General features: G+C 38.2%; 27 protein-coding genes. 16 read left to right on the forward strand and 11 right to left on the reverse strand.

Annotation, left to right across the window (positions count from 1 at the left end):
• Positions 1–12: 12 nt before the first annotated feature.
• Positions 13–990, reverse strand: a complete 978-nt coding sequence (locus EL215_RS04105; protein WP_126470346.1) for an ABC transporter substrate-binding protein — start codon at positions 988–990, stop codon at positions 13–15.
• Positions 991–1,510: 520 nt separating this feature from the next.
• Here EL215_RS04105 and EL215_RS04110 point away from each other — a divergent pair.
• On the forward strand, positions 1,511–2,338 hold the full coding sequence (locus EL215_RS04110) for a class II glutamine amidotransferase (RefSeq protein WP_126470348.1): 828 nt from the start codon (positions 1,511–1,513) through the stop codon (positions 2,336–2,338).
• Positions 2,339–2,406: 68 nt separating this feature from the next.
• Here the strand turns inward: EL215_RS04110 and gorA are convergent, their stop codons facing one another.
• Positions 2,407–3,777, reverse strand: coding sequence for a glutathione-disulfide reductase (gene gorA, locus EL215_RS04115; RefSeq protein WP_126470350.1), 1,371 nt, complete (start codon positions 3,775–3,777; stop codon positions 2,407–2,409).
• Positions 3,778–4,031: 254 nt separating this feature from the next.
• Between gorA and EL215_RS04120 the strand changes: the two genes are divergently transcribed.
• On the forward strand, positions 4,032–4,451 hold the full coding sequence (locus tag EL215_RS04120; protein ID WP_049356160.1) for a hotdog fold thioesterase: 420 nt from the start codon (positions 4,032–4,034) through the stop codon (positions 4,449–4,451).
• A complete protein-coding gene (hemH, locus tag EL215_RS04125) occupies positions 4,448–5,419 on the forward strand; it encodes a ferrochelatase (RefSeq protein ID WP_126470352.1) in 972 nt (323 codons plus the stop codon). The genes EL215_RS04120 and hemH overlap by 4 nt, the downstream gene beginning before the upstream one ends.
• A gap of 245 nt (positions 5,420–5,664) precedes the next feature.
• Here the strand turns inward: hemH and EL215_RS04130 are convergent, their stop codons facing one another.
• Together EL215_RS04130 and epmA are read right to left on the reverse strand one after the other, a co-directional pair.
• Positions 5,665–6,729, reverse strand: coding sequence for a porin (locus EL215_RS04130; protein WP_049356155.1), 1,065 nt, complete (start codon positions 6,727–6,729; stop codon positions 5,665–5,667).
• Between the two features lie 300 nt (positions 6,730–7,029).
• On the reverse strand, positions 7,030–8,013 hold the full coding sequence (gene epmA / locus EL215_RS04135; protein WP_126470354.1) for an elongation factor P--(R)-beta-lysine ligase: 984 nt from the start codon (positions 8,011–8,013) through the stop codon (positions 7,030–7,032).
• Between the two features lie 278 nt (positions 8,014–8,291).
• Here epmA and frdA point away from each other — a divergent pair, with 278 nt between their 5' ends.
• Genes frdA through frdD form a run of 4 tightly spaced genes read left to right on the forward strand, consistent with a single transcriptional unit; the run spans position 8,292 to position 11,631 of the window.
• A complete protein-coding gene (gene frdA / locus EL215_RS04140; RefSeq protein WP_126470356.1) occupies positions 8,292–10,091 on the forward strand; it encodes a fumarate reductase (quinol) flavoprotein subunit in 1,800 nt (599 codons plus the stop codon).
• A complete protein-coding gene (locus EL215_RS04145) occupies positions 10,084–10,854 on the forward strand; it encodes a succinate dehydrogenase/fumarate reductase iron-sulfur subunit (RefSeq protein ID WP_005696861.1) in 771 nt (256 codons plus the stop codon). The genes frdA and EL215_RS04145 overlap by 8 nt, the downstream gene beginning before the upstream one ends.
• 10 nt (positions 10,855–10,864) lie before the next feature.
• Positions 10,865–11,275 carry a fumarate reductase subunit FrdC gene (gene frdC, locus EL215_RS04150; protein WP_126470358.1) on the forward strand — a complete coding sequence of 137 codons (411 nt, stop codon included), beginning with the start codon at positions 10,865–10,867 and terminating at the stop codon, positions 11,273–11,275.
• A gap of 11 nt (positions 11,276–11,286) precedes the next feature.
• Positions 11,287–11,631, forward strand: a complete 345-nt coding sequence (gene frdD / locus EL215_RS04155; protein ID WP_049356147.1) for a fumarate reductase subunit FrdD — start codon at positions 11,287–11,289, stop codon at positions 11,629–11,631.
• A 153-nt stretch (positions 11,632–11,784) separates the two neighbouring features.
• On the opposite strand, the gene rplI is transcribed toward frdD, so the two are convergent.
• The 5 genes from rplI to infA all read right to left on the reverse strand — a co-directional run bounded on the left by rplI (position 11,785) and on the right by infA (position 13,590).
• On the reverse strand, positions 11,785–12,234 hold the full coding sequence (gene rplI, locus EL215_RS04160; protein WP_014064775.1) for a 50S ribosomal protein L9: 450 nt from the start codon (positions 12,232–12,234) through the stop codon (positions 11,785–11,787).
• 14 nt (positions 12,235–12,248) lie between these two features.
• Positions 12,249–12,479 (reverse strand): 30S ribosomal protein S18, encoded by a 231-nt coding sequence (gene rpsR / locus EL215_RS04165; protein ID WP_005696867.1) that lies wholly within the window; start codon positions 12,477–12,479, stop codon positions 12,249–12,251.
• An 11-nt stretch (positions 12,480–12,490) separates the two neighbouring features.
• Complete coding sequence (gene priB / locus EL215_RS04170; RefSeq protein WP_005627623.1) at positions 12,491–12,817, reverse strand: primosomal replication protein N; 327 nt, start codon at positions 12,815–12,817, stop codon at positions 12,491–12,493.
• Positions 12,804–13,181: a 30S ribosomal protein S6 gene (rpsF, locus tag EL215_RS04175; RefSeq protein WP_005627620.1), complete on the reverse strand. Its 378-nt coding sequence runs from the start codon at positions 13,179–13,181 to the stop codon at positions 12,804–12,806. Before rpsF ends, priB begins: the two co-directional genes overlap by 14 nt.
• 190 nt (positions 13,182–13,371) lie before the next feature.
• A complete protein-coding gene (infA, locus tag EL215_RS04180) occupies positions 13,372–13,590 on the reverse strand; it encodes a translation initiation factor IF-1 (protein ID WP_049356144.1) in 219 nt (72 codons plus the stop codon).
• 345 nt (positions 13,591–13,935) lie between these two features.
• On the opposite strand from infA, the gene EL215_RS04185 reads away from it, so the two are divergent.
• From EL215_RS04185 to EL215_RS04220, 8 genes are all read left to right on the forward strand, one after another.
• Positions 13,936–14,613 (forward strand): glycosyltransferase family 25 protein, encoded by a 678-nt coding sequence (locus tag EL215_RS04185; RefSeq protein WP_126470361.1) that lies wholly within the window; start codon positions 13,936–13,938, stop codon positions 14,611–14,613.
• Positions 14,606–15,637 (forward strand): glycosyltransferase family 9 protein, encoded by a 1,032-nt coding sequence (locus EL215_RS04190; protein ID WP_126470363.1) that lies wholly within the window; start codon positions 14,606–14,608, stop codon positions 15,635–15,637. The genes EL215_RS04185 and EL215_RS04190 overlap by 8 nt, the downstream gene beginning before the upstream one ends.
• A 42-nt stretch (positions 15,638–15,679) precedes the next feature.
• Positions 15,680–16,543 carry a 16S rRNA (adenine(1518)-N(6)/adenine(1519)-N(6))-dimethyltransferase RsmA gene (gene rsmA / locus EL215_RS04195; protein ID WP_126470365.1) on the forward strand — a complete coding sequence of 288 codons (864 nt, stop codon included), beginning with the start codon at positions 15,680–15,682 and terminating at the stop codon, positions 16,541–16,543.
• Positions 16,544–16,615: 72 nt separating this feature from the next.
• Positions 16,616–16,969, forward strand: coding sequence for a helix-turn-helix domain-containing protein (locus EL215_RS04200; RefSeq protein WP_126469735.1), 354 nt, complete (start codon positions 16,616–16,618; stop codon positions 16,967–16,969).
• Positions 16,954–17,775 carry an IS3 family transposase gene (locus EL215_RS04205; protein ID WP_126469737.1) on the forward strand — a complete coding sequence of 274 codons (822 nt, stop codon included), beginning with the start codon at positions 16,954–16,956 and terminating at the stop codon, positions 17,773–17,775. Before EL215_RS04200 ends, EL215_RS04205 begins: the two co-directional genes overlap by 16 nt.
• Positions 17,776–17,804: 29 nt before the next feature.
• A complete protein-coding gene (gene apaH, locus EL215_RS04210; protein ID WP_126470367.1) occupies positions 17,805–18,632 on the forward strand; it encodes a bis(5'-nucleosyl)-tetraphosphatase (symmetrical) ApaH in 828 nt (275 codons plus the stop codon).
• Between the two features lie 9 nt (positions 18,633–18,641).
• On the forward strand, positions 18,642–19,265 hold the full coding sequence (locus EL215_RS04215; protein ID WP_126470369.1) for a glucose-6-phosphate 1-dehydrogenase family protein: 624 nt from the start codon (positions 18,642–18,644) through the stop codon (positions 19,263–19,265).
• A 99-nt stretch (positions 19,266–19,364) separates the two neighbouring features.
• Positions 19,365–20,699, forward strand: coding sequence for an NAD(P)/FAD-dependent oxidoreductase (locus tag EL215_RS04220; protein WP_126470371.1), 1,335 nt, complete (start codon positions 19,365–19,367; stop codon positions 20,697–20,699).
• A gap of 99 nt (positions 20,700–20,798) precedes the next feature.
• Here the strand turns inward: EL215_RS04220 and EL215_RS04225 are convergent, their stop codons facing one another.
• Positions 20,799–22,757, reverse strand: coding sequence for a TonB-dependent receptor domain-containing protein (locus tag EL215_RS04225; RefSeq protein ID WP_126470373.1), 1,959 nt, complete (start codon positions 22,755–22,757; stop codon positions 20,799–20,801).
• 145 nt (positions 22,758–22,902) lie between these two features.
• Positions 22,903–25,158, reverse strand: coding sequence for a FepA family TonB-dependent siderophore receptor (locus EL215_RS04230; protein ID WP_126470375.1), 2,256 nt, complete (start codon positions 25,156–25,158; stop codon positions 22,903–22,905).
• Positions 25,159–25,398: 240 nt separating this feature from the next.
• Here EL215_RS04230 and EL215_RS04235 point away from each other — a divergent pair, with 240 nt between their 5' ends.
• Positions 25,399–26,112 carry a 7-cyano-7-deazaguanine/7-aminomethyl-7-deazaguanine transporter gene (locus tag EL215_RS04235; protein ID WP_049356131.1) on the forward strand — a complete coding sequence of 238 codons (714 nt, stop codon included), beginning with the start codon at positions 25,399–25,401 and terminating at the stop codon, positions 26,110–26,112.
• Positions 26,113–26,127 lie beyond the last annotated feature (15 nt).

A 26,127-nucleotide genomic window follows, 5' to 3' on the forward strand; every position in this document is an offset into this window, starting at 1 on the left:
TTCAGTTTCCAATTAAGCCAAGAAGAATTTATCATCTGGTAATTTACCACCTAAGAGTTTTGGATTGAACGCCATCAAGGTTTCATAGAATTGCATGATTTCATTTTTCAGTTCACTGGCTTTGGTTACCGTTAAGCGCGCACCGTCTAAGCCCATTTCAATAGCGGCTTCTGGTGCTGGCAGATAATTAGCGCCAATTTCAGCCGCACTTTTGCGGTTAGCCATAATCCAGTTTAACGCATCACTTAAATCTTGGTGAAGTAGATCAAACTCAGCCTTGTGTGCGTGGAAGTATTCTTCGTTAGCAATAATGCCCGCCATTGGAATAAGCGGTTTCGTGTTAAACGCTTGACCCCATTCTTTCACTAAATCGAAGCCACGTACAATCTCTGTACCGACGATTTTAGCTTTCTGCACAACCGCACTTGCCATTGGTTCTGGCAAGATGGCCGCATGGAAATCTTTAAGCAAGAACAACCCAATTGCTTCAGTTGGCGTTGCCGCATAGGTGATATCCACTTTATTAATATCAATATTCAGTTTTTTCAGTAGAGCCTGCAATACGATGTCTGGCATATCGTTTTTAAATGGCACAAGGATTTTTTTACCCACCAATTCTTGCGGTGAAGTAATGGCACTACCTTTACACATCAACTGCGTAATCCCATTGGTGAGAATATTCACCATGCCAACTTGTTGCCCCTGATTACGTAAATTCACGCCGACATTACTTGGGCTCATCATCACTTTAAATTGCCCACTTGCTACACCCGCACGCAACTGATCAGGCGAACGCCAAATCTCTAATGCTACATCCGCTTGTTTGGCTAATTTACCTTGTGCTGCCGCCACCGCAATGGTTACACTTGGCATTGCGGGTGCGCCATAAATGGTAAATTGCTCTTTTGTTGCCGCAAAGAGAGAAGGCGACATGCCCGCTGCCGTAAGTGCTGCGCTCATTCTTAAAAAATCACGTCTATTCATTGTCATGGTTATCTCCTTATAATGAAACAAGTCTAATACTTGTATTTTGATAATGGTTTTCATTTATTATCTTACTCGTTGTGACTAAAGTAAAGAGAGACAAAAGTGCGGTCAGATTTTTAGGTGTTTTTTAATTTCTTTTAAATTTTGACCGCACTTTGGAAATATCAAAACAAAGTGCGGTTAATTTTCAAGGTATTTTTTACCGTGAAATAATATGCGCCAGTTCCACTTTTAACTCAAGTAAATTCTTGCATAGTCATTCCTGAATATATGTTCTTCGTTTCGGAATAATGACAAGAATTAATTCTAATAGATAGATAAACTAATGCGTTATCAAAATTATGACATTGTTAGCCTGGCTTAAACTGTCATGTCTTTCTACTTTATAAAAGCCCAAGGTTATTTTATGTAACTTTTTAGTCTAAAAATCCTTTATTATCTCTCTTGAATTTCAATGTATTATGGTGTTAAATCAGCACATATTATAAGGGTATAAAATGATAAAAATAAGTTGTAGGAATTTATGTGCCAATTACTCGGAATGAACTGCAATACGCCGACGGATATTGTCTTTTCTTTTGAAGGTTTCCGTCGTCGTGCGGGTCTTACTGATTGCCATTCAGATGGCTTCGGTATCGCTTTTTTTGAAGGTCGCGGTGTGCGTATTTTTCGCGATAACCACGCTGCATCTCAATCCCCAATTGCGGATTGTGTAAAACAATACAATATTAAATCACTGAACGTGATCGCCCACATTCGTAAAGCAACACAAGGAGGGGTCACGATTGAAAACACCCATCCCTTTATTCGTGAAATCTGGGGCGAAAACTGGGTGTTTGCTCACAATGGTAATTTAAAAGAATTACCCGATATGTCTGAGAATTTCTGTCAGCCTATTGGCTCAACTGATTCAGAAGCTGCATTTTGTTATATGGCGGAATATTTGAAAAATCGTTTCCGTCGTAAACCGTCTGAAATGGAAATTTTTAGCGCGATTCAAGATATTGCTAAATCGCTCTCAGAAAAAGGCACCTTTAACTTCATTCTTTCAAACGGAGAATGGATGATCGCCCACTGCTCAACTAATTTGCATTATTTAACGCGTAAAGCCCCTTTTGGTAAAGCGCATCGCATTGATGATGATGGTGTTATCGATTTTAATGATTATGCGAAAGATGGCGACAAAGTCACGATCATTACGACTTTCCCGCTCACCAAAGATGAACCTTGGGTCAAAATGGAACATGGTGGGTTTGTTTTCTTCAAAGAAGGAGACAAAATAGCTGAGGTCGTCGGTGTGGCTAAAGAAATGGAAGATGATGGCACATTAGGCAATCGCGCAGCAGCCTAATAACAAATCACAATAAAAAGTGCGGTCAAAAACATTAGAGATTTTGACCGCACTTTCTTTATCTGTAATTAACGCATTGTCACAAATTCTTCAGAACCTGTTGGGTGAATCGCTACGGTATTATCAAAGTCTGCTTTCGTTGCGCCCATTTTGATTGCCACGGCAAAACCTTGGATCATTTCATCCACACCAAAACCAATACCGTGTAATCCCACAATTTTCTCTTCTTTGCCAACACAAACTAACTTCATTCGGCAAGGTTGGCGATGATCTGTTACAGCGGTGTACATAGCTGTGAAAGAGGATTTATACACTTTCACATTTTCTTCGCCATATTGCTCAATCGCTTGCGGTTCAGTTAAACCCACCGTACCAATTGGCGGATGGCTGAATACCACAGTTGGCACTAAGTTATAATCTAAATGTTCAGTCGGTTTATTATTAAATAAACGCTCAGATAAGCGACGACCTGCTGCCACGGCAACGGGTGTTAATTCAATACCACCTTCGATAATATCTCCCACAGCATAAATACCAGGCACGTTTGTATTTTGATATTTATCGACAATAATTTGTCCACGAGAATTGGTTTTCACGCCCGTTACTTCAAGATTAATCACATCCGTTGCTGGTTCGCGACCTATCGCCCAAATTAACGTATCTACCGTGGTTTCACGACCATCTTGTAATTTCAAGGTAAGTGAACCATCGGAATTTTTTACGACTTCTTCAGGCAACGCTTTGGTATGTAATTGAATTCCATCTTGTGCTAACACTTCAACTAATGTCTCTACAATTAATGGATCCTGATGACGCAATGGAGCGTGTTGGCGCACAAATAAATGGGTTTCGCTACCTAAACTATTTAAAACACCTGCTAATTCAACAGCAATATAACCCGCACCGACTACTGCAACACGTTTTGGTAATTCATTTAAAGCAAACACGCCATTTGAATCAATCCCGTATTCTGCACCTTTTACCGCAGGAATACTTGGACGACCACCAGTAGCAATTAAAATATGATCTGCTGTCACTAATTCTGTTGAACCATCTGCATAGCTCACTTCAATCGTTTTCGCATCTTTAAAGCGAGCAAAACCATTTAGAACATCTACATTATTTTTTGCTAATACATTGTTGTAAGAGGTATGAATACGACCGATATAAGCTTGACGACTCTCGACTAATTTCGCGTAATCAAACTTTTTCACTTCTACATCAAAACCATAAGCCGGTGCATAGCTATTAATTGCTTCTGCAACTTGTGCACCATAGAACATCACTTTTTTCGGTACACATCCCACATTCACGCAAGTACCACCTAAATGTTTTGCTTCAATAATGGCACATTTTTTACCGTAGCTTGCCGCACGGTTAATTGAGGCAATCCCGCCAGAACCACCACCAATCGCAATATAATCGTAATGTTTAGTCATTGTAATAATCCTTTTTTTACTCACTTAAATTTTCTCCTATTTTGCCTAAAAATGAGGAAGAAAGCTATAAATTGATGTAATTGGAATTGTCTATATGAAAAAGGGGAGGGTTGATCGTTTTCAGCATAAATTTCAACATACAAAGTAGATTTTCGTTATAATGCTGACTTGCACTCTAGCAAATAAACCGCATTGAATTATCTTAAAAGATAAAAAACTCAAAAATTAATCAGCCTATCTAAGGAATAACCTACATGGCGATCTGGAAAAAGACATTCACACTTAATCAACTTAATGAAATGAGTAAAAACTGTGCTATAGAACATTTAGGTATTGAGGTTTATGCGGTTGGAGAAAACTGGATTGAGGCCAAAATGCCTGTAGATCATCGCACAATACAGCCTTTTGGTTTGCTACATGGGGGCATATCTGTTGCCTTGGCCGAAACTATTGGATCTCTGGCAGGATTTCTCTGTGTAGAAGAGGGACAAATAGTTGTCGGCTTAGACATTAATGCGAATCACCTCCATTCAGTAAAACAAGGTTTTGTGATTGCTAAGGCAATCCCTATTAGTTTAAGTAAAAATATCCATGTATGGCAAATTGACATTCGTGATGAACAAGATAAACTTTGTTGCGTTTCTCGATTAACGCTTTCTATTAAACATTTATGAATAAAACTCAAAAAATCGGTGTTATCTTAGCCAATCTTGGTACGCCGGATGAACCTAACGCCAAAGCAATTTCACGTTATTTATGGGAATTTCTCACAGATCCTCGAGTGGTAGATTTACCCCGTTGGAAATGGTATCCCCTTTTAAAAACTATTATTTTACCGATGCGTTCTAAACGTATTGCACAAAATTATCAAGCTATTTGGACCGCTCAAGGCTCTCCGCTGCTCGCTATTACAAAGCAACAACAAACAGGTTTACAAGCTTATTTGACTGAACAAGGCATCAATGCACAAGTCGAAATTGCCATGACTTACGGCAATCCTTCGATGCAAAGTGCGGTCAAAAATTTACTCAAAAATGATGTAGAACGCATGATTGTGTTGCCACTTTATCCACAATATTCTAGCACCACAACAGGCGCATTAATCGATGCGTTTAATCGTGTCATTGCACAAGAACGTAATATTGTGCCTTTTGAGTTTATTCATTCTTATCATCTTGATGAAAACTACATTAATGCGTTGGTAGATTCCATCAAAGTGCGGTTAAAACCCGATGAGTTTTTGCTTTTTTCTTATCATGGCATTCCATTACGTTATGAGAATATGGGCGATTATTATCGTCAGCATTGTAAACAAACCACGATTGCCATTGTGGATAAATTAGGTTTAACGGAAAACCAATGGAATATGACGTTCCAATCTCGCTTTGGCCGAGAAGAATGGTTACAACCTTATACCGATCACTTTTTAGAAGAAGCAGCTTCTCAAGGGATTCAAAAAATAGCGGTAATTTGCCCAGGTTTTTCGGTGGATTGCTTAGAAACCTTAGAAGAAATTGAGGTTGAAAATAAAGAAACGTTCTTAAATCACGGCGGTGTGTCTTATCACTATATCCCTGCATTAAATGCAGAAAAAGCCCATATTGAAATGATGGGGAAATTGGTTTTGGATAGATTGAAATAATTAAATCTCCCCTTAACCCCCTCTTTACGAAATAGGGGGGAGATTTTAATGGCAAATAAATGCTCTCCATTCTTAGCCCTCTCAAATACTCCCAATAAAATCACTAAAATCAACATCATAAAAAAGCCCTTCTTTTGTAAAGAGGAGTTTGGGGAGATTTAAAAAAGGTTTGGGGAGATTTAAAAAAAACAAACAAAAAGACGAACCTTTCGATTCGCCTTTTAAGATTTTCTTCTAATCAAAAATTAGAAGTATACACGCATACCTACACCGATAGCTTTGTCGTTAATCTTCGCTGAGTAAGTATAACCACCATTTGTATTGGCAGTGTATTTTTTAACAGTTGCGTATTTACCTTCTAAGAATACAACAACTTGTTTATGAAGCTTATAGTCAGCACCGAGTAAGAAGCCGTGAGTTTTTGCTTTATTGCTATCTTCAACTTTTACATGCTCGTATAAGTAGTTACCATATACTTTAGATGTTGGAAGTACTTGATATTCAAAGCCAGGCGACACGTAGAATTTATTTAATTTAGCGTTATCATTTTTATCATGAGCATAACCAAAGTCACCGATTAATTTGAAATCATTAATGGTATAACCTAAGGATGCTAAGAAACCATCCAAACGGTGAGAATGTGCTGCGTTAGTTTCAAAGTTGGTATGACCATAAGCTAAACGAGCATCAAGAGCACCAGCTTCGTATAATGCACCTACTGCAAATGCATTTTTTAGACCAACTTTAAGCTCTCTACCTTTATCATTATGGCGTTGACCAAAATTATAGTTAGCACTTAATTGTAAACCTTCAATAGCTTTATAGTCATAACGAATGACGCCAGTGCCTGAAGTAGGAATATAAGCACCTTTTGGAATTAATCCATATTCGTAGTCATTTGTTTGGTTTAAATCATCTGCAATAGTCACTTGACGACCAAATGTGATATCACCAGTTGCTTTGCTACCTAAACCGACGTAAGCACGTTTAGCATAAAGACCACCAAATTCATCGCGAGAATCTGTATCATCAAAACGGAATTCTAAACGACCTAACGCATAGAAATCATTATCTAGGTTATGTTTTACTTTCACACCAAAACGAGATCCTGCGTTACGTAAAGCAGAGTTTGCGGTTCTAGTTGATTCACCCGTTTGTTGATTCGTTTCTTTCGCTTTTGCTTTTTCTAAAATTAAACGAAGAGAACCACTTAACTCAACTTTAGTACCTTCGTTATCATAAACTATTGTTGCATTTGCTGCTGAAGCGGCAACAGCGGAAACGATTAATGCTGCTAGTGTCTTTTTCATAATTGTTATTCCTTTGGGTTATGCTCTACGATTTTTGATTGAAGCAATTTTTCATAAAAAGTTCAATCTCCGAAATAGACGCCACAAATATTACAAAATAAATCTACACTGTCAATGGGCTCATGACATCAATTTTCTAAAATCAGATCAAGATCACATTTTTCAAACAATAAAGTTTGCTTTTTAAGCAATCCCAAATTGACTTACTGACATTTTAAATATTTGGCCAGATCGATTCCTTGTTTTATTTATTCTTTATAATCGCCTAAGTGTCGAAGAAATAATGGGTATTTGATAGCGTTAAGCACACTCCACTGAAAATGAAATCACCTCTTTAATACTTTTAGCACCTAATGCAATCATAATTAAACGATCGACACCTAAAGCCACGCCTGATGTATTGGGAATCCCTGCTTGTAATGCCGCCAGGAAGCGATGATCGATTTCACGTTGTGGTAAGCCTGCTTTTTCGCGTAGGCGGTTATCTTGCTCAAAGCGGTGTTGTTGTTCACGGGCATCAGTTAACTCGTGAAAACCATTTGCTAATTCTAATCCTTTATAATAAAACTCAAAGCGTTCTGCCACACGACTATCTTCTGGACTAAGTTGTGCAAGTGCAGCTTGTGAAGAGGGAAAATGATATACAGCAACAGGTGCTTCTTGCCCGATATTAGGTTCTACCACTTCGCTGAATAAAAATTGTAATAATGTGTCCCTGTCTTCATTTTCATCTGCCATGAAATGGTGTTTACGAGCCGCTTCAACTAATTCTTGACGAGTTGCAGAAAGTGGGTCTAATCCTACATATTCTTGAAATACGAACTGATAACTTAAGGTTTCTGCGGGTTTACAATCAAGAATTTGTTGTAATAAATCATCCACTTCATTCATCAGACGATACATATCAAAGTACGGTCTATACCATTCAAGCATGGTAAATTCTGGATTATGCCGATTGCCAGCCTCCTCATTACGGAATACTTTACCAATTTGAAAAATTGGCCCACTGCCAGCAGCCAGTAAACGTTTCATGTGATATTCCGGACTAGTGGAAAGCCAGAGTGTTTTTGATAATTCGCCAAAAGGTGCAATAAATTCGGTACTAAAGGTGGAAAGATGGAGATCGGTTACGCCAAATTCGCTTAAAACAGGTGTTTCTACCTCTAATAATCCACGATCAGTAAAGAATTCGCGAATATCAGCAATAATTTTTGCACGAGCCAGTAAATTTTTTATTGGAGCAGAAGGTTGCCATAGTGTTTGTTCATCGCTAAGTGCGGTCATTTTTTTCTCCATTTTGGGCACTAAGAGGAATGAGATTATTGTAAACAAGAGCGATTTTTAACTCAATAATCCAATTGAAGGGTTTATAAACGAAAACAGTTATCATCCCAAAATATATAAAAACTAACTTTTTTGAGTTAGATCACACTTTTAGTATTTTATCCGTTTATTCAGGAAAAAAGGTTACTAATTTGTAAACAAAAATGGCAGAATGGTAGCATGTTCCCTATTGCTTTTATTAGGGCGTTTCATTTTTTTACTTTTAATTGGAGGATATCGTGCAAACGGTTAATGTCGATATTGCTATTGTTGGTGCCGGTGGCGGCGGTTTACGTGCAGCAATTGCAGCAGCAGAAGCAAACCCTAACTTAAAGATCGCATTAGTTTCTAAGGTTTATCCTATGCGTAGCCATACGGTTGCAGCAGAAGGTGGTGCGGCCGCAGTAATTAAAGAGGAAGATTCCTACGATAAACACTTCCACGATACCGTTGCTGGTGGTGACTGGTTATGTGAACAAGATGTGGTGGAATACTTCGTTGAACATTCTCCAGTGGAAATGACTCAACTTGAACGTTGGGGTTGCCCTTGGAGCCGTAAAGCAGATGGCGATGTGAACGTGCGTCGTTTCGGTGGGATGAAAATCGAACGTACTTGGTTTGCGGCAGATAAAACGGGTTTCCACTTATTACACACACTTTTCCAAACATCTACTCAATATCCACAAATTCAACGCTTTGACGAGCACTTCGTTTTAGACATCTTAGTTGATGATGGCCACGCTCGCGGTATGGTGGCGATGAATATGATGGAAGGTACACTTATTCAAATCAACGCAAATGCGGTTGTGATTGCAACTGGTGGTGGTTGTCGTGCATTTAAATTCAACACCAACGGCGGTATCGTAACTGGTGATGGTTTATCAATGGCATATCGTCATGGTGTTCCTCTTCGTGATATGGAATTTGTGCAATATCATCCAACCGGCTTACCAAACACCGGTATCTTAATGACTGAAGGTTGTCGTGGTGAAGGCGGTATCTTAGTGAATAAAAACGGCTACCGTTATTTACAAGATTATGGTCTAGGCCCTGAAACCCCAATCGGTAAACCTGAAAACAAATATATGGAACTTGGTCCACGTGATAAAGTTTCACAAGCGTTCTGGCAAGAATGGAAAAAAGGCAACACCTTAAAAACGGCAAAAGGTGTTGATGTGGTTCATCTTGACTTACGTCACTTAGGTGAAAAATATTTACATGAACGTCTTCCATTCATTTGTGAATTAGCCAGTGCTTATGAAGGTGTAAACCCAGTTAATGAACCAATCCCTGTACGTCCTGTTGTTCACTACACCATGGGTGGTATTGAAGTGGATTACAACAGCGAAACTCGCATTAAAGGTTTATTTGCTGTGGGTGAATGTGCGTCTTCTGGTTTACATGGCGCAAACCGTTTAGGTTCTAATTCGCTTGCAGAATTAGTGGTTTTAGGCCGTGTTGCAGGTGAATATGCCGCACAACGTGCAGCAGAAGCACAACCTGCAAACCGTGCAGCAGTTGATGCGCAAGCGCAAGATGTTGTAGCTCGCCTTGAAGCACTTTATAACCAAGAAGGTAACGAATCTTGGTCTGAAATCCGTGACGAAATGGGTACCGTAATGGAAGAAGGTTGTGGTATCTACCGTGACCAAGAAAGCATGCAAAAAGCAGTAGATAAAATTGCTGAGCTTAAAGAACGTTATAAACGTATTCGTGTTGCAGACCGTTCAAGCGTATTCAATACCGATGTGCTTTACACCGTAGAATTAGGTTACATCCTTGATGTAGCTCAATCTATTGCAAACTCTGCAATTGAACGTAAAGAGTCTCGTGGTGCACACCAACGCTTAGACTACACTGAACGTGATGATGTGAATTATTTACAACACACCCTTGCTTACTACAATGGCGATGATGCACCGCGTATTGAATACAGCCCGGTGAAAATCACTAAATCTCAACCAGCAAAACGTGTTTATGGTGCTGAAGCAGAAGCGGCAGAAGCGGCTGCGAAAGCTAAGGAGCAAGCAAATGGCTAATTCACCGGTAATGACTGTAGAAGTATTACGCTACAACCCAGAAAACGATCAAGAGCCACATTTAAGCTCTTATCAAGTACCTTATGATAATCAAACCTCTCTTTTAGATGCGTTAGGTTACATTAAAGATAAACTTGAACCGTCTCTTTCTTATCGTTGGTCTTGCCGTATGGCAATCTGCGGTTCTTGTGGGATGATGGTCAATAACAAACCAAAATTGGCTTGTAAAACGTTCTTACGTGATTACAGTGGCCACATGCGTATTGAACCATTAGCAAACTTCCCTATTGAACGCGACTTAGTGGTTGATTTAAGCCACTTTATCGAAAGCTTAGAGGCAATTAAACCTTATATTATTGGTAACGAAGCACCAGCATTAGATGGTAAACCACATCCATCGAAAGAATTGCAAGTAAGCCGTACTAAACAAACTCCGGCACAGCTTGAAAAATATCGTCAATTCTCAATGTGTATTAACTGTGGTTTATGCTATGCGGCTTGTCCGCAATTTGGTTTAAATCCTGAATTCTTAGGCCCAGCAGCAATTACGATGGCACACCGTTACAACCTTGATAACCGTGACCATGGTAAAGCTCAACGTATGCCATTATTAAATGGTAAAAACGGTGTTTGGAGCTGTACTTTCGTGGGTTATTGTTCTGAAGTGTGTCCAAAACACGTGGATCCAGCTTCTGCAATCAACCAAGGCAAAGTGGAAAGTGCCAAAGATTATGTTATCTCAATGCTAAAACCAAAAGGCTAAGGGGAAGAATATGTCAGTAACAGTAAGTAAACGTAAAAAATATGTTCGCCCAATGACGGCTACTTGGTGGCAAAAATTGGATTTCTACAAAGCGTATATGGTGCGTGAAGCAACCTCTATCTTTGCTGTATGGTTCTGTATCGTATTGCTTTATGGCGTACTTTGCCTTGCAAGCAATCCTGTTCCAGGTCTAGGCATTATTGATTTCATCGGCTTCTTAAGAAATCCAATTGTGGTGTTCTTAAATATCATCACATTAATTGCGACTTTATATCACACAGCAACTTATTTCGTGATGACACCAAAAGTGATGAACATCATTGTTAAAAATGAGCGTTTACCACATCACGTGTTAAGAAATGCACTTTGGGCAGTTACAGCTGTGATTAGTGTTATCGCATTAATTTTAGTTTATATGTAGGGAGAGAAAAAATGGTCGAACAAAATCCAAAACGCTCTGGTGAACCACCAGTATGGTTGATGTTTGGTGCTGGCGGGACTGTCAGTGCGATTTTCTTCCCTGTGGTAATCTTAATCCTTGGTTTATTGTTACCATTCGGATTAATTGATCCACATAACTTAATTACATTCGCTTATTCTTGGATCGGAAAATTAGTTATCTTAGTTTTAACAATTTTCCCTATGTGGTGTGGTTTACACCGTATCCATCATGCGATGCACGATCTTAAAATCCACGTGCCAGCAGGCGGATTTATCTTTTACGGTTTGGCAATGATTTACACAATTTGGGTGTTATTTGCTGTATTAGGTTTGTAATTTAAAACAACACTAAATGGATAAATAAAAGTGCGGTCAAAAAAATGATCGCACTTTTTTTATTCTTTAAGCATAACTAAAATATTTTCTTAATCCAGAAAAACAAAAAACCCGACATTACGTCGGGTTTTCTTTTATCAAAAACTTTGATAATTATTCTGCAACAACGATAACATCTAATGTTGCAAATACTTCACCGTGAAGTTGGAAACGAACATCGTGATCACCAAGAGTACGGATTGGACCATTTGGTAAACGAACTTCGCTTTTCGCAATTTCAACACCAGCTGCAGTTACGGCTTCTGCTACATCACGAGTAGTGATTGCGCCGAATAAACGACCTTCATCACCTGCTTTAGATGCGATGGTAACAGAACCTAATGCAGTCACTTGTGCTGCACGAGCTTGAGCTGCTGCTAAACTTGCTGCTGCCGCTGCTTCTAACTCTGCACGACGTGCTTCAAAGTGTTCAATGTTAGCTTTAGTTGCCATAACTGCTTTACCTTGTGGGATTAAGAAGTTACGAGCGAAACCAGATTTAACATTAACTTGATCACCTACGTTACCTAGGTGAACGATTTTATCTAAAAGAATTACTTGCATTTCCTAACTCCTTCTTAATTGTGATGAGAATCAGAGTAAGGTAATAACGCTAAATAACGAGCGCGTTTGATTGCGCGTGCTAATTGGCGTTGGTACTTCGCACGAGTACCGGTAATGCGGCTTGGTACAATTTTGCCGCTTTCAGAAATGTAGTTCTTTAATGTAGCGATATCTTTGTAATCGATTTCAACAACATTTTCCGCTGTGAAACGGCAGAACTTACGACGACGGAAATAACGTGCCATTTGGCTGTCTCCTAATCTATAAATTCGATTTGCTCGGCATGCAATACTAACTGCGTTAAACCATTTGAGGTTTTATGTGAAGTAATAAACCCCACCACAAGAAGTTTACTGCCGACCGTAATGCTTTGAGTTTTTTCTATTAACTGATTGCCACTGACTTGAACTGGCATCTTTAACCACGCTTGGCGTGATAAACCACTTTCGACTTGTTCGGAACGATGTTCCAGCCAAAATTGGCAATGTGCAATCCCGTTAGGGCTTTTGCTTCGCTTGGGTAATTGACACACTGTGCCGATTAACGAGAAGCGATTATCAAGTTTTGAATTACTCTTCAGCATCCTCAAAATCGTTGTTTTCAACTTCAGCTAAAGGTTTACGTTCTTCTTTAGCCGCTTTCATTGGGGACGCTTCGGTTACGGCGTGCTTAGTATGGATAACAAGACTGCGTAATACAGCATCGTTATAACGGAAAGTCGTTTCTAGCTCGTCGATGACTTGTTGAGGCGCTTCTACATTCATAAGCACGTAGTGTGCTTTGTGTAATTTGTTAATTGGGTACGCTAATTGACGACGACCCCAATCTTCTAGGCGATGAACTTGACCACCAGCTTCTTTAACAGAACCTGTGTAACGTTCGATCATACCTGGTACTTGCTCGCTTTGGTCCGGATGAACCATAAACACGATTTCGTAGTGACGCATTACTGCTCCTTACGGGTTAATCAGCCTTTGACGTAGACTAGCCACCAATCTGCAAAGGCAAGGAACGAAAAAATGAACGTGGCTAAGGATGCCGATTATACAGTTTTTTTTCTAGACTTCAAATCATTTGCATGCTTTTCAAACAAAAAAACCGATATTAACAACATCGGTTTTCTTTTTTATTTCTAAATTAACGACTACGGAAAATGATACGACCTTTGCTCAAGTCATAAGGTGTCATTTCTACCGTTACTTTATCGCCTGTTAAAATACGAATATAATTTTTACGCATTTTACCTGAGATGTGTGCAGTTAATACATGACCATTTTCTAATTCAACACGAAACATGGTGTTAGGTAAAGTTTCTAAGATTGTACCTTGCATTTCAATGCAATCTTCTTTTGCCATTTTATCCTCTAAAATTATGATTTTTTTGACCGCACTTTTTGCGGGTTATAAATGAAAAACGGGCGGATTATAGCCGTTTTTGGCGTTAGACGAAAGATTAAAATGGTATTTTGTTGAAATCCTCATTCTTTTTTTAATAATTCAATTATATATAATGTTTCAACGCTGGATCAGATAGAAAATTTCATTTAGCATACAAAATATAGAGAAAAGATAAGGCGTTTGAGTCTTATGCCGCCTTCCTTTCTAAAAGGATAACAGCGCTATCTTGAAAATAGCTAAAGCAATTTTACGATGGTTTGATAAAATTATATGTAAACAAATGACTTCAACTAAGGGCTATTTATGGCTATACCTAAAATAATTGTAATTAGTTTAAAACATTCAAAAAGAAGAGAAAATATTGCTAAACGCCTTTCCGGTTTGGGGTTGGACTTCAGTTTTTTTGATGCAACAGATGGGAAAAAACTATCCGCTTCTGTATTAGAATCTGTCGATTATGATTTCTATCCAAAACACTACTTATCACCTAAGCCATTAACACTCGGCGAAATTGGTTGCGCAATGAGCCATATTAATGTTTATGAATATATTATAGAAAACAATATTGAAAGTGCTATTGTTCTTGAAGATGATGCTATAGTTTCACATTATTTTGAGGAAATTGTTCAGGATGCGTTAAATAAAGTTGGAAAAAAATATGATTTGATCTTTTTAGATCATGGTAAAGCCAAATCATATCTTTGTAAGAAAAAACTTTATGAAGGCTATCGACTTGTACATTATAAGTCTCCTTCGAAAAATTCTAAGCGGTTTATTACCTGTACTGCCGCATATTTAATTACACAATTGGGCGCTTCAAAATTGCTTAACTATGCTTATCCTGTACGAATGCCTTCAGACTACTTAACAGGACTTATTCAAAAAAACAAAATGAATGCCTATGGAATCGAACCACCTTGTGTATTCAGAGGTTTGAGTATTGATTCTGAAATAAATCAAGTTGAAGAGAGATATGAATAAGTTAAAAGCCCTAAGATTAAAAATAGGGAAATGGATACTCGATAAATCATCGAGAGTAAATAATCCCCAAAGTTTAGAACATCCTAAGAGTTTCTTATTTTTGCGACAAGATGGGAAAATTGGCGACTATATCGTGAGCTCTTTTGTTTTTCGAGAGATAAAGAAATTTAATCCATTGATAAAAATTGGTGTTATCTGTACGAAAAAAAACGCTTATCTATTTCAAAAAAATAAAAATATTGATGAAATTTATACTGTAAAAAAAAGAAATATTTTAGACTATATCAAAAAGGGGCTATTAATTAGAAAAGAAAGATATGATGTTGTCATTGACCCAACCCTCATCATTAGAAATCGAGACTTGTTGCTCTTGAGGATAATCAATGCTCATAATTATATTGGCTATCAAAAAGAAGATTATAATATTTTTAACGTAAATATTACTAAAGATAGCCATTTTTCAGAAATTTACAAAGAAGCTTTAGCTAAATCAAACATTAATTTAAGTGATGATAGCTATGATATTCCGCAAGATGACTTAATTAAAGAAGAAATTCTCCAGTTTATTACGGATAATAAGTTAAATAATTTTATTGCCATTAACTTTTATGGAAATGGGAAAAATAGAAAGTTTGATGATGCTCACATTATAGATTATTTAACATATATTAAAGACTTTTATAAGCATCAGTTAGTCTTGCTTGCAACGCCGGATACTCATGAACATTTAAGTCGTATCGCTAATCAATTTAATGATGTGTTTGTTTATTCAAGTCATCATATAATGATCTATCATACTATTGAATTAATTAGAAATTGCACACAGCTTATTTCGGTTGATACATCCACCGTTCATATTGCTTCAGGGTTAAATAAAGCGATGATTTGTATTTATTCGCGAGACAAAGACAATTTTATACATTGGCATCCCAACTCCAAGAATGTGTGCCATATTCTGCATTACAACGATAATGTGAATGAGCTCTCCCCGAGAGAAATAAAACCAGAGTGGTTAGATATTTAAAGATATAAAACCACAAGCTTTATTATTTATTAGACTATCTTTATGAACACAAAGAAACATTTAGGCCATACAGCCCGCAAACGCTTTGGTCAAAACTTTTTACATGATACTTCTGTGATTCAAGGTATCGTGGCGGCGATTTACCCACAACCCAATCAATTCTTAGTGGAAATTGGTCCGGGGCTTGGCGCCTTAACAGAACCGGTTGGTGAACTTGTCGAGCATCTGACTGTGGTAGAGCTTGACCGAGACCTTGCAGAACGTTTACGTCATCATCCATTTTTACATCAAAAGCTCACCGTGATTGAAACGGATGCCATGCAATTTGATTTTGGTGAGCTTTATACAAAAGAAAATTTGGCAGAAAAAGGTCAGAAATTACGTGTATTTGGTAACTTGCCTTACAATATTTCCACCCCATTGATGTTCCACTTGTTTAAGTATCATGATGTGATTCAAGACATGCACTTCATGTTACAAAAAGAAGTGGTAAAACGCTTATGCGCAGGACCAAATAGCAAAGCTTACGGCCGTTTAACCATTATGGCGCAATATTTCTGCCAAGTGATGCCTGTACTTGAAGTGCCACCTTCTGCATTTAAACCTGCACCGAAAGTAGATTCAGCTGTTGTGCGTTTAATTCCACATAAAGAATTGCCGCACCCTGTAAAAGATTTATATTGGCTGAACCGTGTTTGCTCCCAAGCGTTTAATCAACGTCGTAAAACATTGCGTAATGCACTCTCAACGTTATTTTCACCTGAAAATCTGACCGCACTTGACATTGATTTAAATGCACGTGCAGAAAATTTGGCTATCGTAGATTATGCACGTTTAGCAAACTGGTTAGCGGATAATCCTCCTGCTGATATTAATAAAGATGAAATTTTAGATTCAGAAGAATAAAAAGAGCGGTCAAAATGATCTGCACCCCAAAAGTTGGACTCAACAAACCAACAATTGAGGTGCAGATTTTTTATGGGTAAACACTACACAATCGAATTTAAATTACAGGTTCTTCAACCTATTTTGAATGGGAAAATGAGTATTAGAGAAACTGCGCGTTTTTACAATATTCCTTCCAACTCCCTAGTCGGGACATGGTTGAAACGATTTGAAAAAAGTGGCATAAAAGGACTTATTCCCCGTAAACCATCAGGACGACCGCCGATGAAACCCAAATATGCAAAAATGCCACCGCCACCCAAAACTGAAGAAGACCGTTTACGCCTGAGAATTTTACAGCTTGAAGCGGAGGTAGCCTACCTAAAGGAGTTGAGAAGGCTCAGACTTCAGGACGAAGCCGAGCAACGGAAATTATCCAAAGGTTAAGAACACGCTATCCGTTAAAATGGCTTTTAGGCTTTGCACAATTAGCGCGTAGTACGTTTTTTGCTAAACTTCAGATTAAACTGGATAAGGATGAGTTGTTGAAAAAGACCATTAAACGCATCAAAGCCAACCATCCTGATTATGGCTACCGACGTGTTCATGCCTGCTTGCCAGGCGTGAATCATAAAAAAGTTCAACGTTTAATGCAGACACTTGGGCTTCAAGTGCGGTCAAGAAAAAGCAAGAAATTTACGACCTATCGAGGCACGATAGGGGTGATTGCACCGAATCATCTTGAACGCGATTTTAGTGCAACGGCCCCGAACCAAAAATGGGTGACCGATATCACCGAGTTTAAGGCGAAAGATGGGAGCAAAGTCTATTTATCCCCAATTTTAGACTTATTTAACAATGAGATAGTTTCATATAATCTCAGCTATTCCCCAAACTGGGCGCAAGTAGAGGACATGTTAATGCAAGCCGTCAAAGGATTAAATAAAGCTTGTGGTGTCATTTTACATTCAGACCAGGGATGGCAATATCAAATGGTGGCTTATCGTCGAATCTTGGCTGAACATGGCATCATTCAAAGTATGTCGAGAAAAGGGAATTGCTTGGACAACGCCGCAATGGAAAGTTTCTTTGGACGATTAAAAACAGAATGTTTTTATGGTCGGGAATTTAACAGTAGAGAGGAGATAGTTGATGCCGTCAGGGATTATTTGGATTACTATAATCACCGACGGATTCAACTAAAATTAAAAGGACTGAGTCCGGTACAATATCGAAAACAATCCTTTAAATAACAGTCTAACTTTTTGGGGTCAGATCAAAAATGGCAACCTATTTCGTTGGTGATTTGCAAGGCTGTTATGATGAATTACAGCTTTTATTAGCGCGTGTAGATTTCAATCCTACGCAAGATAAACTTTATCTTGTGGGGGATCTTGTGGCCCGTGGGGATAAATCACTTGAATGTCTTCGTTTCGTAAAATCACTTGGTAATGCAGCACAAACTGTACTAGGGAATCACGATTTACATTTAATTGCGACCGCACTGGGTATTAAAAAGGTAAAACCACGTGATCGTGTTGATGCGATTTTTAATGCCCCCGATTGTGATGAACTGATTCATTGGTTACGCCATCAGCCCCTACTTGTGCATAATGAAGAATTAAACTTCCTGATGGCACACGCAGGTATTTCGCCTGATTGGGATTTGGAAACTGCGAAAGCTTGTGCAGCTGAAGTTGAACAGATTTTACAGCACGGCGATTTTCATTATCTTATTGAAAATATGTATTCTGAACAGCCTGATCGCTGGTCGCCAGATTTACAGGGCTTAGCGCGTCATCGTTACATTATTAATGCTTTCACTCGAATGCGTTTTTGCTATTTAGATCATCGCTTTGATTTTGCTTGTAAATCCTCTTTAAAAGATGCACCAGCGGAACTCACGCCTTGGTTTAATTTAGATAATCCACTTTATAAACAAATTCCCATTGTCTTTGGGCATTGGGCAAGTTTAGTCGATGAACCCACTCCACAAGGTATTTATGCCCTAGATACTGGTTGTGTATGGAATAATCGAATGACTATGTTGCGCTGGGAAGACAAACAATGCTTCACACAAAGTGCGGTCAAAAATTACAGTGATTTTTAAGGAAATGCTATGCTCTCTCTTACGGCTGAATCTTGTGAACTGTTCAATATTCCTTTCTACCAATTTGCCCAAATGAAAAAATTCTGCCCGGAAGATATTCCGGCGATTAAAGCGGATTACAAATTACATTGGGATAACTGGAAAGCGATTATTCAAGAAGTGGCAAAGCAGCTTGGCACACCTTTTGCGAAGCCGCATATTGAAAGTTGGACCAATGGCTGGCAAGTACGGGCGCATTTCTTCGCTTATTTTAAATACGAGTTTAATCAAAATTCTGCAGCAATCTTTTCCGTGCTATTAAATCGTCGTCGATTAAGAGTGTGCTTAGATTGGCATTGCTATCGTGCAGATCGCTCACAAATTAATGTGCAACAATATAATCAGTGGCTTGAGCAATTTGATTTCAAACAATTTGCTGATTTTGATATTTGGCGAGAAGATGAAAGCGAATATGATGATTTTCGCCAAGTGAAGCGCATTTCTGAAAAGGATCTTCTCTTGCGTTCAGATGAGGATTTTTGGTGTATTGGAAAAAGCATTGAAAAAGCTGAACTTCATCAAATCGATCCCGTTTCATTTATCACAAGAACCATTCAACAATTGCAACCGCTTTATGATCGCTGTCATCAATAAAGTGCGGTCATTTCCATTAAATTTTTTCGTCTTTTTATTTGTTATGCTATCATTACATTAGTTTAACATTTTTAACAATTTTGCTTTTAGGAGTACTTTATGAAAAACGTCGTGATCGTTGGCGGTGGCGCCGGCGGCATAGAGTTAGCGACATTTTTAGGCGATAAATTAGGTCGCAAAAAACAGGCTAAAGTGACGCTTGTGGATCGCAATGCGACCCACTTGTGGAAACCCTTATTACATGAAATTGCCACAGGTGTGATGGATGATGGCACCGATTCTCTGAGTTATCGTGCACACGGTAAAAACCACCATTTTAGCTTTGAGCAAGGTTCAATCACACGTATTAATCGTGAGCAAAAATATGTTGAACTTGCTCCTGTTTATGGGCAAGAAGGCGATATGCTCGTGGTTGCACGTCGTATTCCTTATGATTACTTAGTAATTGCGATCGGTAGTAAATCGAACGATTTCAATACAAAAGGCGTGGCTGATAACTGTATTTTCTTAGACAGCTCTGATCAAGCACTTCGCTTCCAACAAAGAATGTTGGAATTATTCCTTAAATTTTCAGAAAACCGTGTATTAGACGATATTGGTGAAGAAGAATTTAAACAGAAATTAGTCGATGAGAGCAAAGTCAATATTGCGATTGTTGGTGGTGGTGCAACTGGCGTGGAATTAACCGCAGAGCTTTATCATGCGACTGAAGACTTATCTTCTTATGGTTACGGCAAAATCGATAATTCTTGCTTGCAAGTCACCTTAGTTGAAGCGGGCCAGCGCTTACTTCCAGCGTTACCTGAAAATTTATCTGCTGCGGTATTAGATGAATTGCAAGAAATGGGTGCAAATGTGAAATTAAATACGATGATCACAGAAGCCCAACCAAATACACTTATTACCAAAGATGGCGAAGAAATCAAAGCTGATCTGATTGTGTGGGCAGCGGGTGTTCGCACCTCAACGGTGACACAGCAATTCGATGGATTAGAGCTTAATCGCATCAATCAATTAGTGGTAAAAGATACTCTTCAAACCACGGTTGATGACAGTATTTTTGCCATTGGTGACTGTGCGGCATTAATGCAACCAAACGGTAAATTAGTCCCGCCAAGAGCGCAAGCGGCACACCAAATGGCAAAAGCTTGTGCAAAAAATATCTTTGCACTTTTTGAGCAAAAACCATTAAAAGCATTCAAATACAATGATAAAGGGACCTTGGTTTCTCTTTCAAGCTTTACCGCATTGGGTAGCATTTCAAATAAATTTGGGAAAAATCCACTGACTGTTCAAGGTAAATTTGCACAGTTTGCGTATTTATCCTTATATCGTATGCACCAACATGCTTTGCATGGATGTATTAAGATCGGCTTGATTATTTTAGTGGATAAACTTAACCACTATTTAAAACCAAGATTGAAATTACATTAAGAGAACACTAAGTTTATATATGAGCAGTTTCTAGAAACTGATATATTGAGTTAAGGCCTGACAACAATATTATATCGTTGTCAGGCCTTTTAATTTTAGTTAAAACGTATAATTGACATTTAAACGAATGTCTCGACCTGGCTCAGGTAATGTTGATATCCCTGCACGTTGACTATGGCTTCGATAATATTTGTAAAACGCATTATCTAGAGCAAGATTCACATTAATATTTTCAACCGGTTTCCATGTAATATAGAAATCACTTACCCCATATCCAGGGCGTTTAGTGGTTGTTGCACCACCGCCACGATTATTCGTTGTTGAGTCATAACTGGTATGTTGTACAAAGCGACCTTTCCAGCCAATTTCAATATCAGGTTGAGTAAAGCGATAAGATACGCCTGTTGTCCAAGTACGTCCAATCGGAATAGCTGTCACGGTACTATCTACTGTTCTGCCATCTAATTCAGGTTTACTATAAGCTACACCTGCACGTAATGTTAAACCTTCATATTTGTAAGCTGCACCGACTTCATATCCGTGGTTTCTTAGCTTGCCTGCATTTTGGATTTCGTAAAAACCAGGACGAATAAGTGTAAATGCGTGAGTATCTTTTACCGTTTGCCAGAAATAGCTTCCATTTAACGAGAAATTATCGGCTAGTTTGTAATTGAAACCCACTTCTGCATTACGGGATTTCTCTGGTTTAATATTTGATGCTATTGAGTAAATCGCTGTCTTACCTCGAGTTGAACCTGACGATAGCATTACTTCATGGAAACGAGGGCTTCGTGTTGCATAGTTTAAGCTTGCATTAAAACTTAGATCATTATTCGCTTCATAAATTAAACCAACACTCGGATTTACACTTCCCTTATGAGATTTTTTGCCATTCATTGCTCGGAAATCAAAGTGATCATAACGTAATCCGGTTGTTAAAGTAAAAGCACCTAAACCCCAGATACCTTCTGTATAAACACCGACATCACGTTTCTTTTGAGTTTTCATTTGAACACCGTTTTGTACGGTGAGCGAATTAGGTTTACCCTCTTGATCACGATAATTAACACCGTATTTAATAAGATGAGACTGTCCCACTGCGCTTTCTAAATTTAAATTTGCCCCATTAGCAATTAAACGTGTTTTTGAATTCTCACTTGGCTCTTTACGATTAATCACAGAATGATACACATTGGCTTTAGCATTAGTCACAAAGCCCATATTCTTACCATTCCATTCTAAATTTGTCGTATCATTTTGTGTTATACGATAGCGAGGAGCATTATTTGCCTCATTATTGTCTTGCGCAAAATCAAACTCTTCACGAAGGGCACGAACACCATAATGACGTTCTTGACGATGACTGACTTCGATTCTGTGGTTTTCATTGACATCAAAACCAAGCTTAGCTAATAAGCCACGCTGTCCTAATGCACTATTTTTTACTTTATAGCCATTACCGTCTTTATAATCACGTTCAGTCACAAAATTAGCAGAAATTAATGCATCTACAGGGCCAGCTTTAGAATAAACCGTTGCCCCTTTAGACCAGCCACTATTTGAACTTACACCTGCATTAACTTTGAAGCCGATATCTTGTCCTTCTTTGAGCAAATCTTTTGCACTCACTGTTTCTGCAACAATTGCACCGCTTGTAGCTCCAATTCCAGCACTTGCTGAACCCGTCCCTTTTTGCACATCAACACGTTTTAATAAAGACGGATCAAACATGAAACGACCTTGGTGATGGAATAATTGTGCATCGGTATAAGCACCATCAATTTTTACATCAACTTGATCTTGTCCCATACCACGAATTGTAAACCATTGTGAGGTACCACGACCGCCACCAAAATTAATTGCTGGTTCATCCTTTAATAAACCTTTTAATTCGGTCTCAGTGCTACGCTCCATTGTTTTTGTCGTAATCACATTGGTTTTACTTTTTGCCCCACTATTTTCGGAAACAACATTAATCACATCTAGTTGTTCTTCAGCTTGGACATTCGCTGCAATAAACACAGCAAGTGGCAATAAAGCAAAATTTGCTTTCTTCATAAGTACACCTTTAATAAAATTAAAATGATAACAATTATTATTTATTTTTATATGTTGAGTCAAGATTTCTTTGCGTTTTTGTTGTCTAAGTTGGCTACATATAAAAAAGCCCTGTATAAACAGGGCTTGAATCATCTTTTATTACTTAGAAAGTATATTTTACTGTTGCGTAATAAGCACGACCAGGTTCGTTATAAGTATGAGCATTGTAATTTGTACTGCTTGATGAACGATAAATGCGTTTATCAAATAAGTTACTTACGCCAACACGAATGCTGATTGTATCTTTCCAATTATAACCCGCACTTAATCCCCAAACTGCATAGCCACCAATATCTTCTGAGCCAGCAAGTTGATTAACGTATGTATTGTTACCATTTTCCATACGGTTTTCTGGATTTTTACGGGATTTTTGTTTACCGTATTGCGTATAAGTTAACATTGCATCCAAACTATCGGTAATTTGATAACTTAAGCTTGAATTCAAGGTATATTTCGGCACGATAGAAAGCGGGTTACCTGTATCTTTATTTTTGGTTTTATGCATATAAGTGAAGTTATTCACCCAGTTTAATTTATCTTGGATTAGTGGTAATGTCAGATTACCTTCAAAACCTTCAATCACTGCGCGGTTTGCATTACCCCATTTATACACATAGTTACCTAAGTTAGTTAAACCGATAAATTCACCATCAGATACGATTTTATTACGATAATCATTACGGAAGTAAGCTACAGAAGCAAGAAGTCCATTTTTATCATATTCAATTCCGATTTCTTTATTCCAGCTGGTTTCCGGTTTAATGTCGCTATTACCTTGGAAATAACAAGTTTTATTATTTGGTACATTCGTTGGACAACCTTGACCTAAGGTAAATAGCAAGTAATTTGGGTTAGTTTGATAAAGGTTCGGTGCTTTATAAGCTCTTGCAATCCCACCTTTAATTCTCCAATCATCGTTGAGGCTTTGTAAGAAGTTTAATCCACCGCTTACATTAGAACCAGAATAACTGTTATAATCATAACGTAAAGATGGCGTTAGGATAGTAGATTGGGTTGCTGAAATATTATCTTCAACAAATACTGCCCATTCCGTTTGGCTGCTATGACCACCTCGTACATTTGAGATACCGCTTGGTAGGCGTTCTTTCAAATCATAAAGCACCTTCCCTGTTTTTTTATCTCGTCGTCCACCAAGTAACTGTGTCATAGAAGCGTCATCATCTAAACTGCTATGCGCACCTTCAAAACCAACTGTCAGCATATGATCTACACCCAAGGTAAATGGAATATAGAATTCTGAACTAAAACGTGTATTTTTAAGAATGGAATCGCTAAAAGCTGATGTACTCGAATAACTGCCCTCTGGACCACCTGCTAAGTATTCTGGTAAACGGCTGTTTTTCGTTTTATCAAAAGTAATATAGGTTTTATTGTCAAAATGATCGAATTTACCTTCATAGGTTAAAGCATAGTTTTGACGATATAAACGAGCAGTTTCAGCTTTGCTTCCTGCCAAGGTTTTGGTTTCAGGATAGTTTTTATTATTGTAAAGCCCTGCTGAGCTATTTTGTGTATCACCGTTATAAATATTACCTTGACGGTTAAAACCAGAATCCAAGGTTAATTTATTTTTCTCATTGATATTCCACACTAAACGGCCATTAATATCTTTATTACGTACACCTTCACGACCGGCAATAGCAGGATCGCCATTAATACCGACTTCATCCGCTTGCGTTTTGTTCCAGTTACCATATAAACGGAATTGCAATACGTCTTTAATTAACGCTCCGCTTAGATTAAAACCGACACGGTTCGTTGCGCCTTCGTCGCTATCTTCGGGTTGGTTGGTGTAATAACTTAAGCTCCCGTGTAAATCATTGGTAACAGGTTTAGTGATAATATTTACCACCCCACCCATTGCACCTGAGCCATAGCGTGCAGCCGAAGGACCACGTAATACTTCAATTTTTTCAATCGCTTCAACTGGTACCCAGTTACTGTCGCCACGAGAGTTACGCTCACCACGCACACCATAACGTTCTGCATTACGAGAGGTGACTGGTTTACCATCCACTAAAATCAATGTATTTTCTGGTCCCATACCACGAATATCAATTTGACGTTTATTTCCGCGTTGTCCTGTAGATGAGTTACCCGTTAAATTAACACCTGGCATAGTGCGTAATACTTCAGAAATATCATTTGTCGCTGGGCGTTTCTCTAAATCTTTTGCTGTCACAAGAGAAGAACCAAGTGATTGTTTTACCTGATCTTCCGCAGTAACTTTAATTTCCTCAAGTTTCTCTTCTGCATAAGAATAGTTTGAAAAAAGCGCGATGGTTAAAGCACTTAATGCGAAGAATGATGTTGTTTTTAAATGATTGGATTTATACATTGAAATGCTCTCCTGGCATATGTGGAATAAATAATGTCCGAGAATTCTAGTACAATATAATTTCAGTGTAAATAACAATTCTTATCATTTTTATTGAATTTAAATAAAATACCTAATTTTTAACCGCACTTTCTTGCAATCCCAATAAATTCTAGTATTATTCACGGCTCGCCAATTTGGCAGATTTATTTCTCATGTCGGGTTCCCTACCCCCGATTCACCAACTAAAAAGGTCTTAAAATGAAAATTAATACTCCGATCTTCAATGATCAACAAAAACGTTTTGCTTTAATTTTATTAAGCTTGTTTCATATCTTTATCATCACAGCCAGTAACTATTTCGTTCAAATTCCCTTTGAAATCAATTTAAAATTGACCGCACTTGGTTTTGCTGATGATTTCTCATTCCACAGCACATGGGGCACACTCACTTTTCCATTCATTTTCTTAGCCACTGATTTAACGGTGCGTGTATTTGGGGCGAAAGAAGCACGTTGGATCATCTTTATCGTGATGCTCCCTGCGCTTATCGTGAGTTACATTGTTTCGGTTGTTTTTTCTAATGGACAATATCAAGGCTTAGGTGCATTAAGTGAATTCAATATGTTTGTTTTCCGTATTGCCCTTGCTAGCTTCTGTGCTTATGTATTCGGACAATTATTAGATGTGTTAGTTTTCAATCGCTTACGCCAATTAAAAACATGGTGGATTGCCCCGAGTAGTTCAATGACATTTGGCTCTCTTGCTGATACTTTTATGTTCTTTGCTGTAGCGTTTTATCAAAGCAGCGATCCTTTCATGGCAGAGCATTGGTTTAGCCTTGGATTTGTCGATTATTTATTTAAATTATTTGTTGGCATTATCTTATTTGTACCCGCTTATGGCGTGGTGCTTGGTATGATTTTGCGTAAGCTTCAATCACTGACAAATTCTCAATATGAATTGAAAATATAACGAGGATAAAAGGCG

Source organism: Haemophilus parainfluenzae (assembly GCF_900638025.1).
GTDB lineage: Bacteria > Pseudomonadota > Gammaproteobacteria > Enterobacterales > Pasteurellaceae > Haemophilus_D > Haemophilus_D parainfluenzae_J.

Excerpts from the sequence above, each read along its gene's own strand:
- EL215_RS04130 (WP_049356155.1), bottom strand. The coding sequence starts at position 6,729 with ATGAAAAAGACACTAGCAGCATTAATCGTTTCCGCTGTTGCCGCTTCA.
- rpsF (WP_005627620.1), bottom strand. The coding sequence starts at position 13,181 with ATGCGTCACTACGAAATCGTGTTTATGGTTCATCCGGACCAAAGCGAG.
- rpsR (WP_005696867.1), bottom strand. The coding sequence starts at position 12,479 with ATGGCACGTTATTTCCGTCGTCGTAAGTTCTGCCGTTTCACAGCGGAA.
- EL215_RS04105 (WP_126470346.1), bottom strand. The coding sequence starts at position 990 with ATGACAATGAATAGACGTGATTTTTTAAGAATGAGCGCAGCACTTACG.
- EL215_RS04215 (WP_126470369.1), top strand. The coding sequence starts at position 18,642 with ATGCTCTCTCTTACGGCTGAATCTTGTGAACTGTTCAATATTCCTTTC.
- infA (WP_049356144.1), bottom strand. The coding sequence starts at position 13,590 with ATGGCAAAAGAAGATTGCATTGAAATGCAAGGTACAATCTTAGAAACT.
- EL215_RS04200 (WP_126469735.1), top strand. The coding sequence starts at position 16,616 with ATGGGTAAACACTACACAATCGAATTTAAATTACAGGTTCTTCAACCT.
- priB (WP_005627623.1), bottom strand. The coding sequence starts at position 12,817 with ATGCTGAAGAGTAATTCAAAACTTGATAATCGCTTCTCGTTAATCGGC.
- hemH (WP_126470352.1), top strand. The coding sequence starts at position 4,448 with ATGAATAAAACTCAAAAAATCGGTGTTATCTTAGCCAATCTTGGTACG.
- EL215_RS04110 (WP_126470348.1), top strand. The coding sequence starts at position 1,511 with ATGTGCCAATTACTCGGAATGAACTGCAATACGCCGACGGATATTGTC.
- EL215_RS04225 (WP_126470373.1), bottom strand. The coding sequence starts at position 22,757 with ATGAAGAAAGCAAATTTTGCTTTATTGCCACTTGCTGTGTTTATTGCA.
- EL215_RS04220 (WP_126470371.1), top strand. The coding sequence starts at position 19,365 with ATGAAAAACGTCGTGATCGTTGGCGGTGGCGCCGGCGGCATAGAGTTA.
- rplI (WP_014064775.1), bottom strand. The coding sequence starts at position 12,234 with ATGCAAGTAATTCTTTTAGATAAAATCGTTCACCTAGGTAACGTAGGT.
- EL215_RS04230 (WP_126470375.1), bottom strand. The coding sequence starts at position 25,158 with ATGTATAAATCCAATCATTTAAAAACAACATCATTCTTCGCATTAAGT.
- EL215_RS04145 (WP_005696861.1), top strand. The coding sequence starts at position 10,084 with ATGGCTAATTCACCGGTAATGACTGTAGAAGTATTACGCTACAACCCA.
- frdD (WP_049356147.1), top strand. The coding sequence starts at position 11,287 with ATGGTCGAACAAAATCCAAAACGCTCTGGTGAACCACCAGTATGGTTG.
- epmA (WP_126470354.1), bottom strand. The coding sequence starts at position 8,013 with ATGACCGCACTTAGCGATGAACAAACACTATGGCAACCTTCTGCTCCA.
- EL215_RS04235 (WP_049356131.1), top strand. The coding sequence starts at position 25,399 with ATGAAAATTAATACTCCGATCTTCAATGATCAACAAAAACGTTTTGCT.
- EL215_RS04185 (WP_126470361.1), top strand. The coding sequence starts at position 13,936 with ATGGCTATACCTAAAATAATTGTAATTAGTTTAAAACATTCAAAAAGA.
- EL215_RS04120 (WP_049356160.1), top strand. The coding sequence starts at position 4,032 with ATGGCGATCTGGAAAAAGACATTCACACTTAATCAACTTAATGAAATG.
- EL215_RS04190 (WP_126470363.1), top strand. The coding sequence starts at position 14,606 with ATGAATAAGTTAAAAGCCCTAAGATTAAAAATAGGGAAATGGATACTC.
- gorA (WP_126470350.1), bottom strand. The coding sequence starts at position 3,777 with ATGACTAAACATTACGATTATATTGCGATTGGTGGTGGTTCTGGCGGG.
- frdC (WP_126470358.1), top strand. The coding sequence starts at position 10,865 with ATGTCAGTAACAGTAAGTAAACGTAAAAAATATGTTCGCCCAATGACG.
- apaH (WP_126470367.1), top strand. The coding sequence starts at position 17,805 with ATGGCAACCTATTTCGTTGGTGATTTGCAAGGCTGTTATGATGAATTA.
- rsmA (WP_126470365.1), top strand. The coding sequence starts at position 15,680 with ATGAACACAAAGAAACATTTAGGCCATACAGCCCGCAAACGCTTTGGT.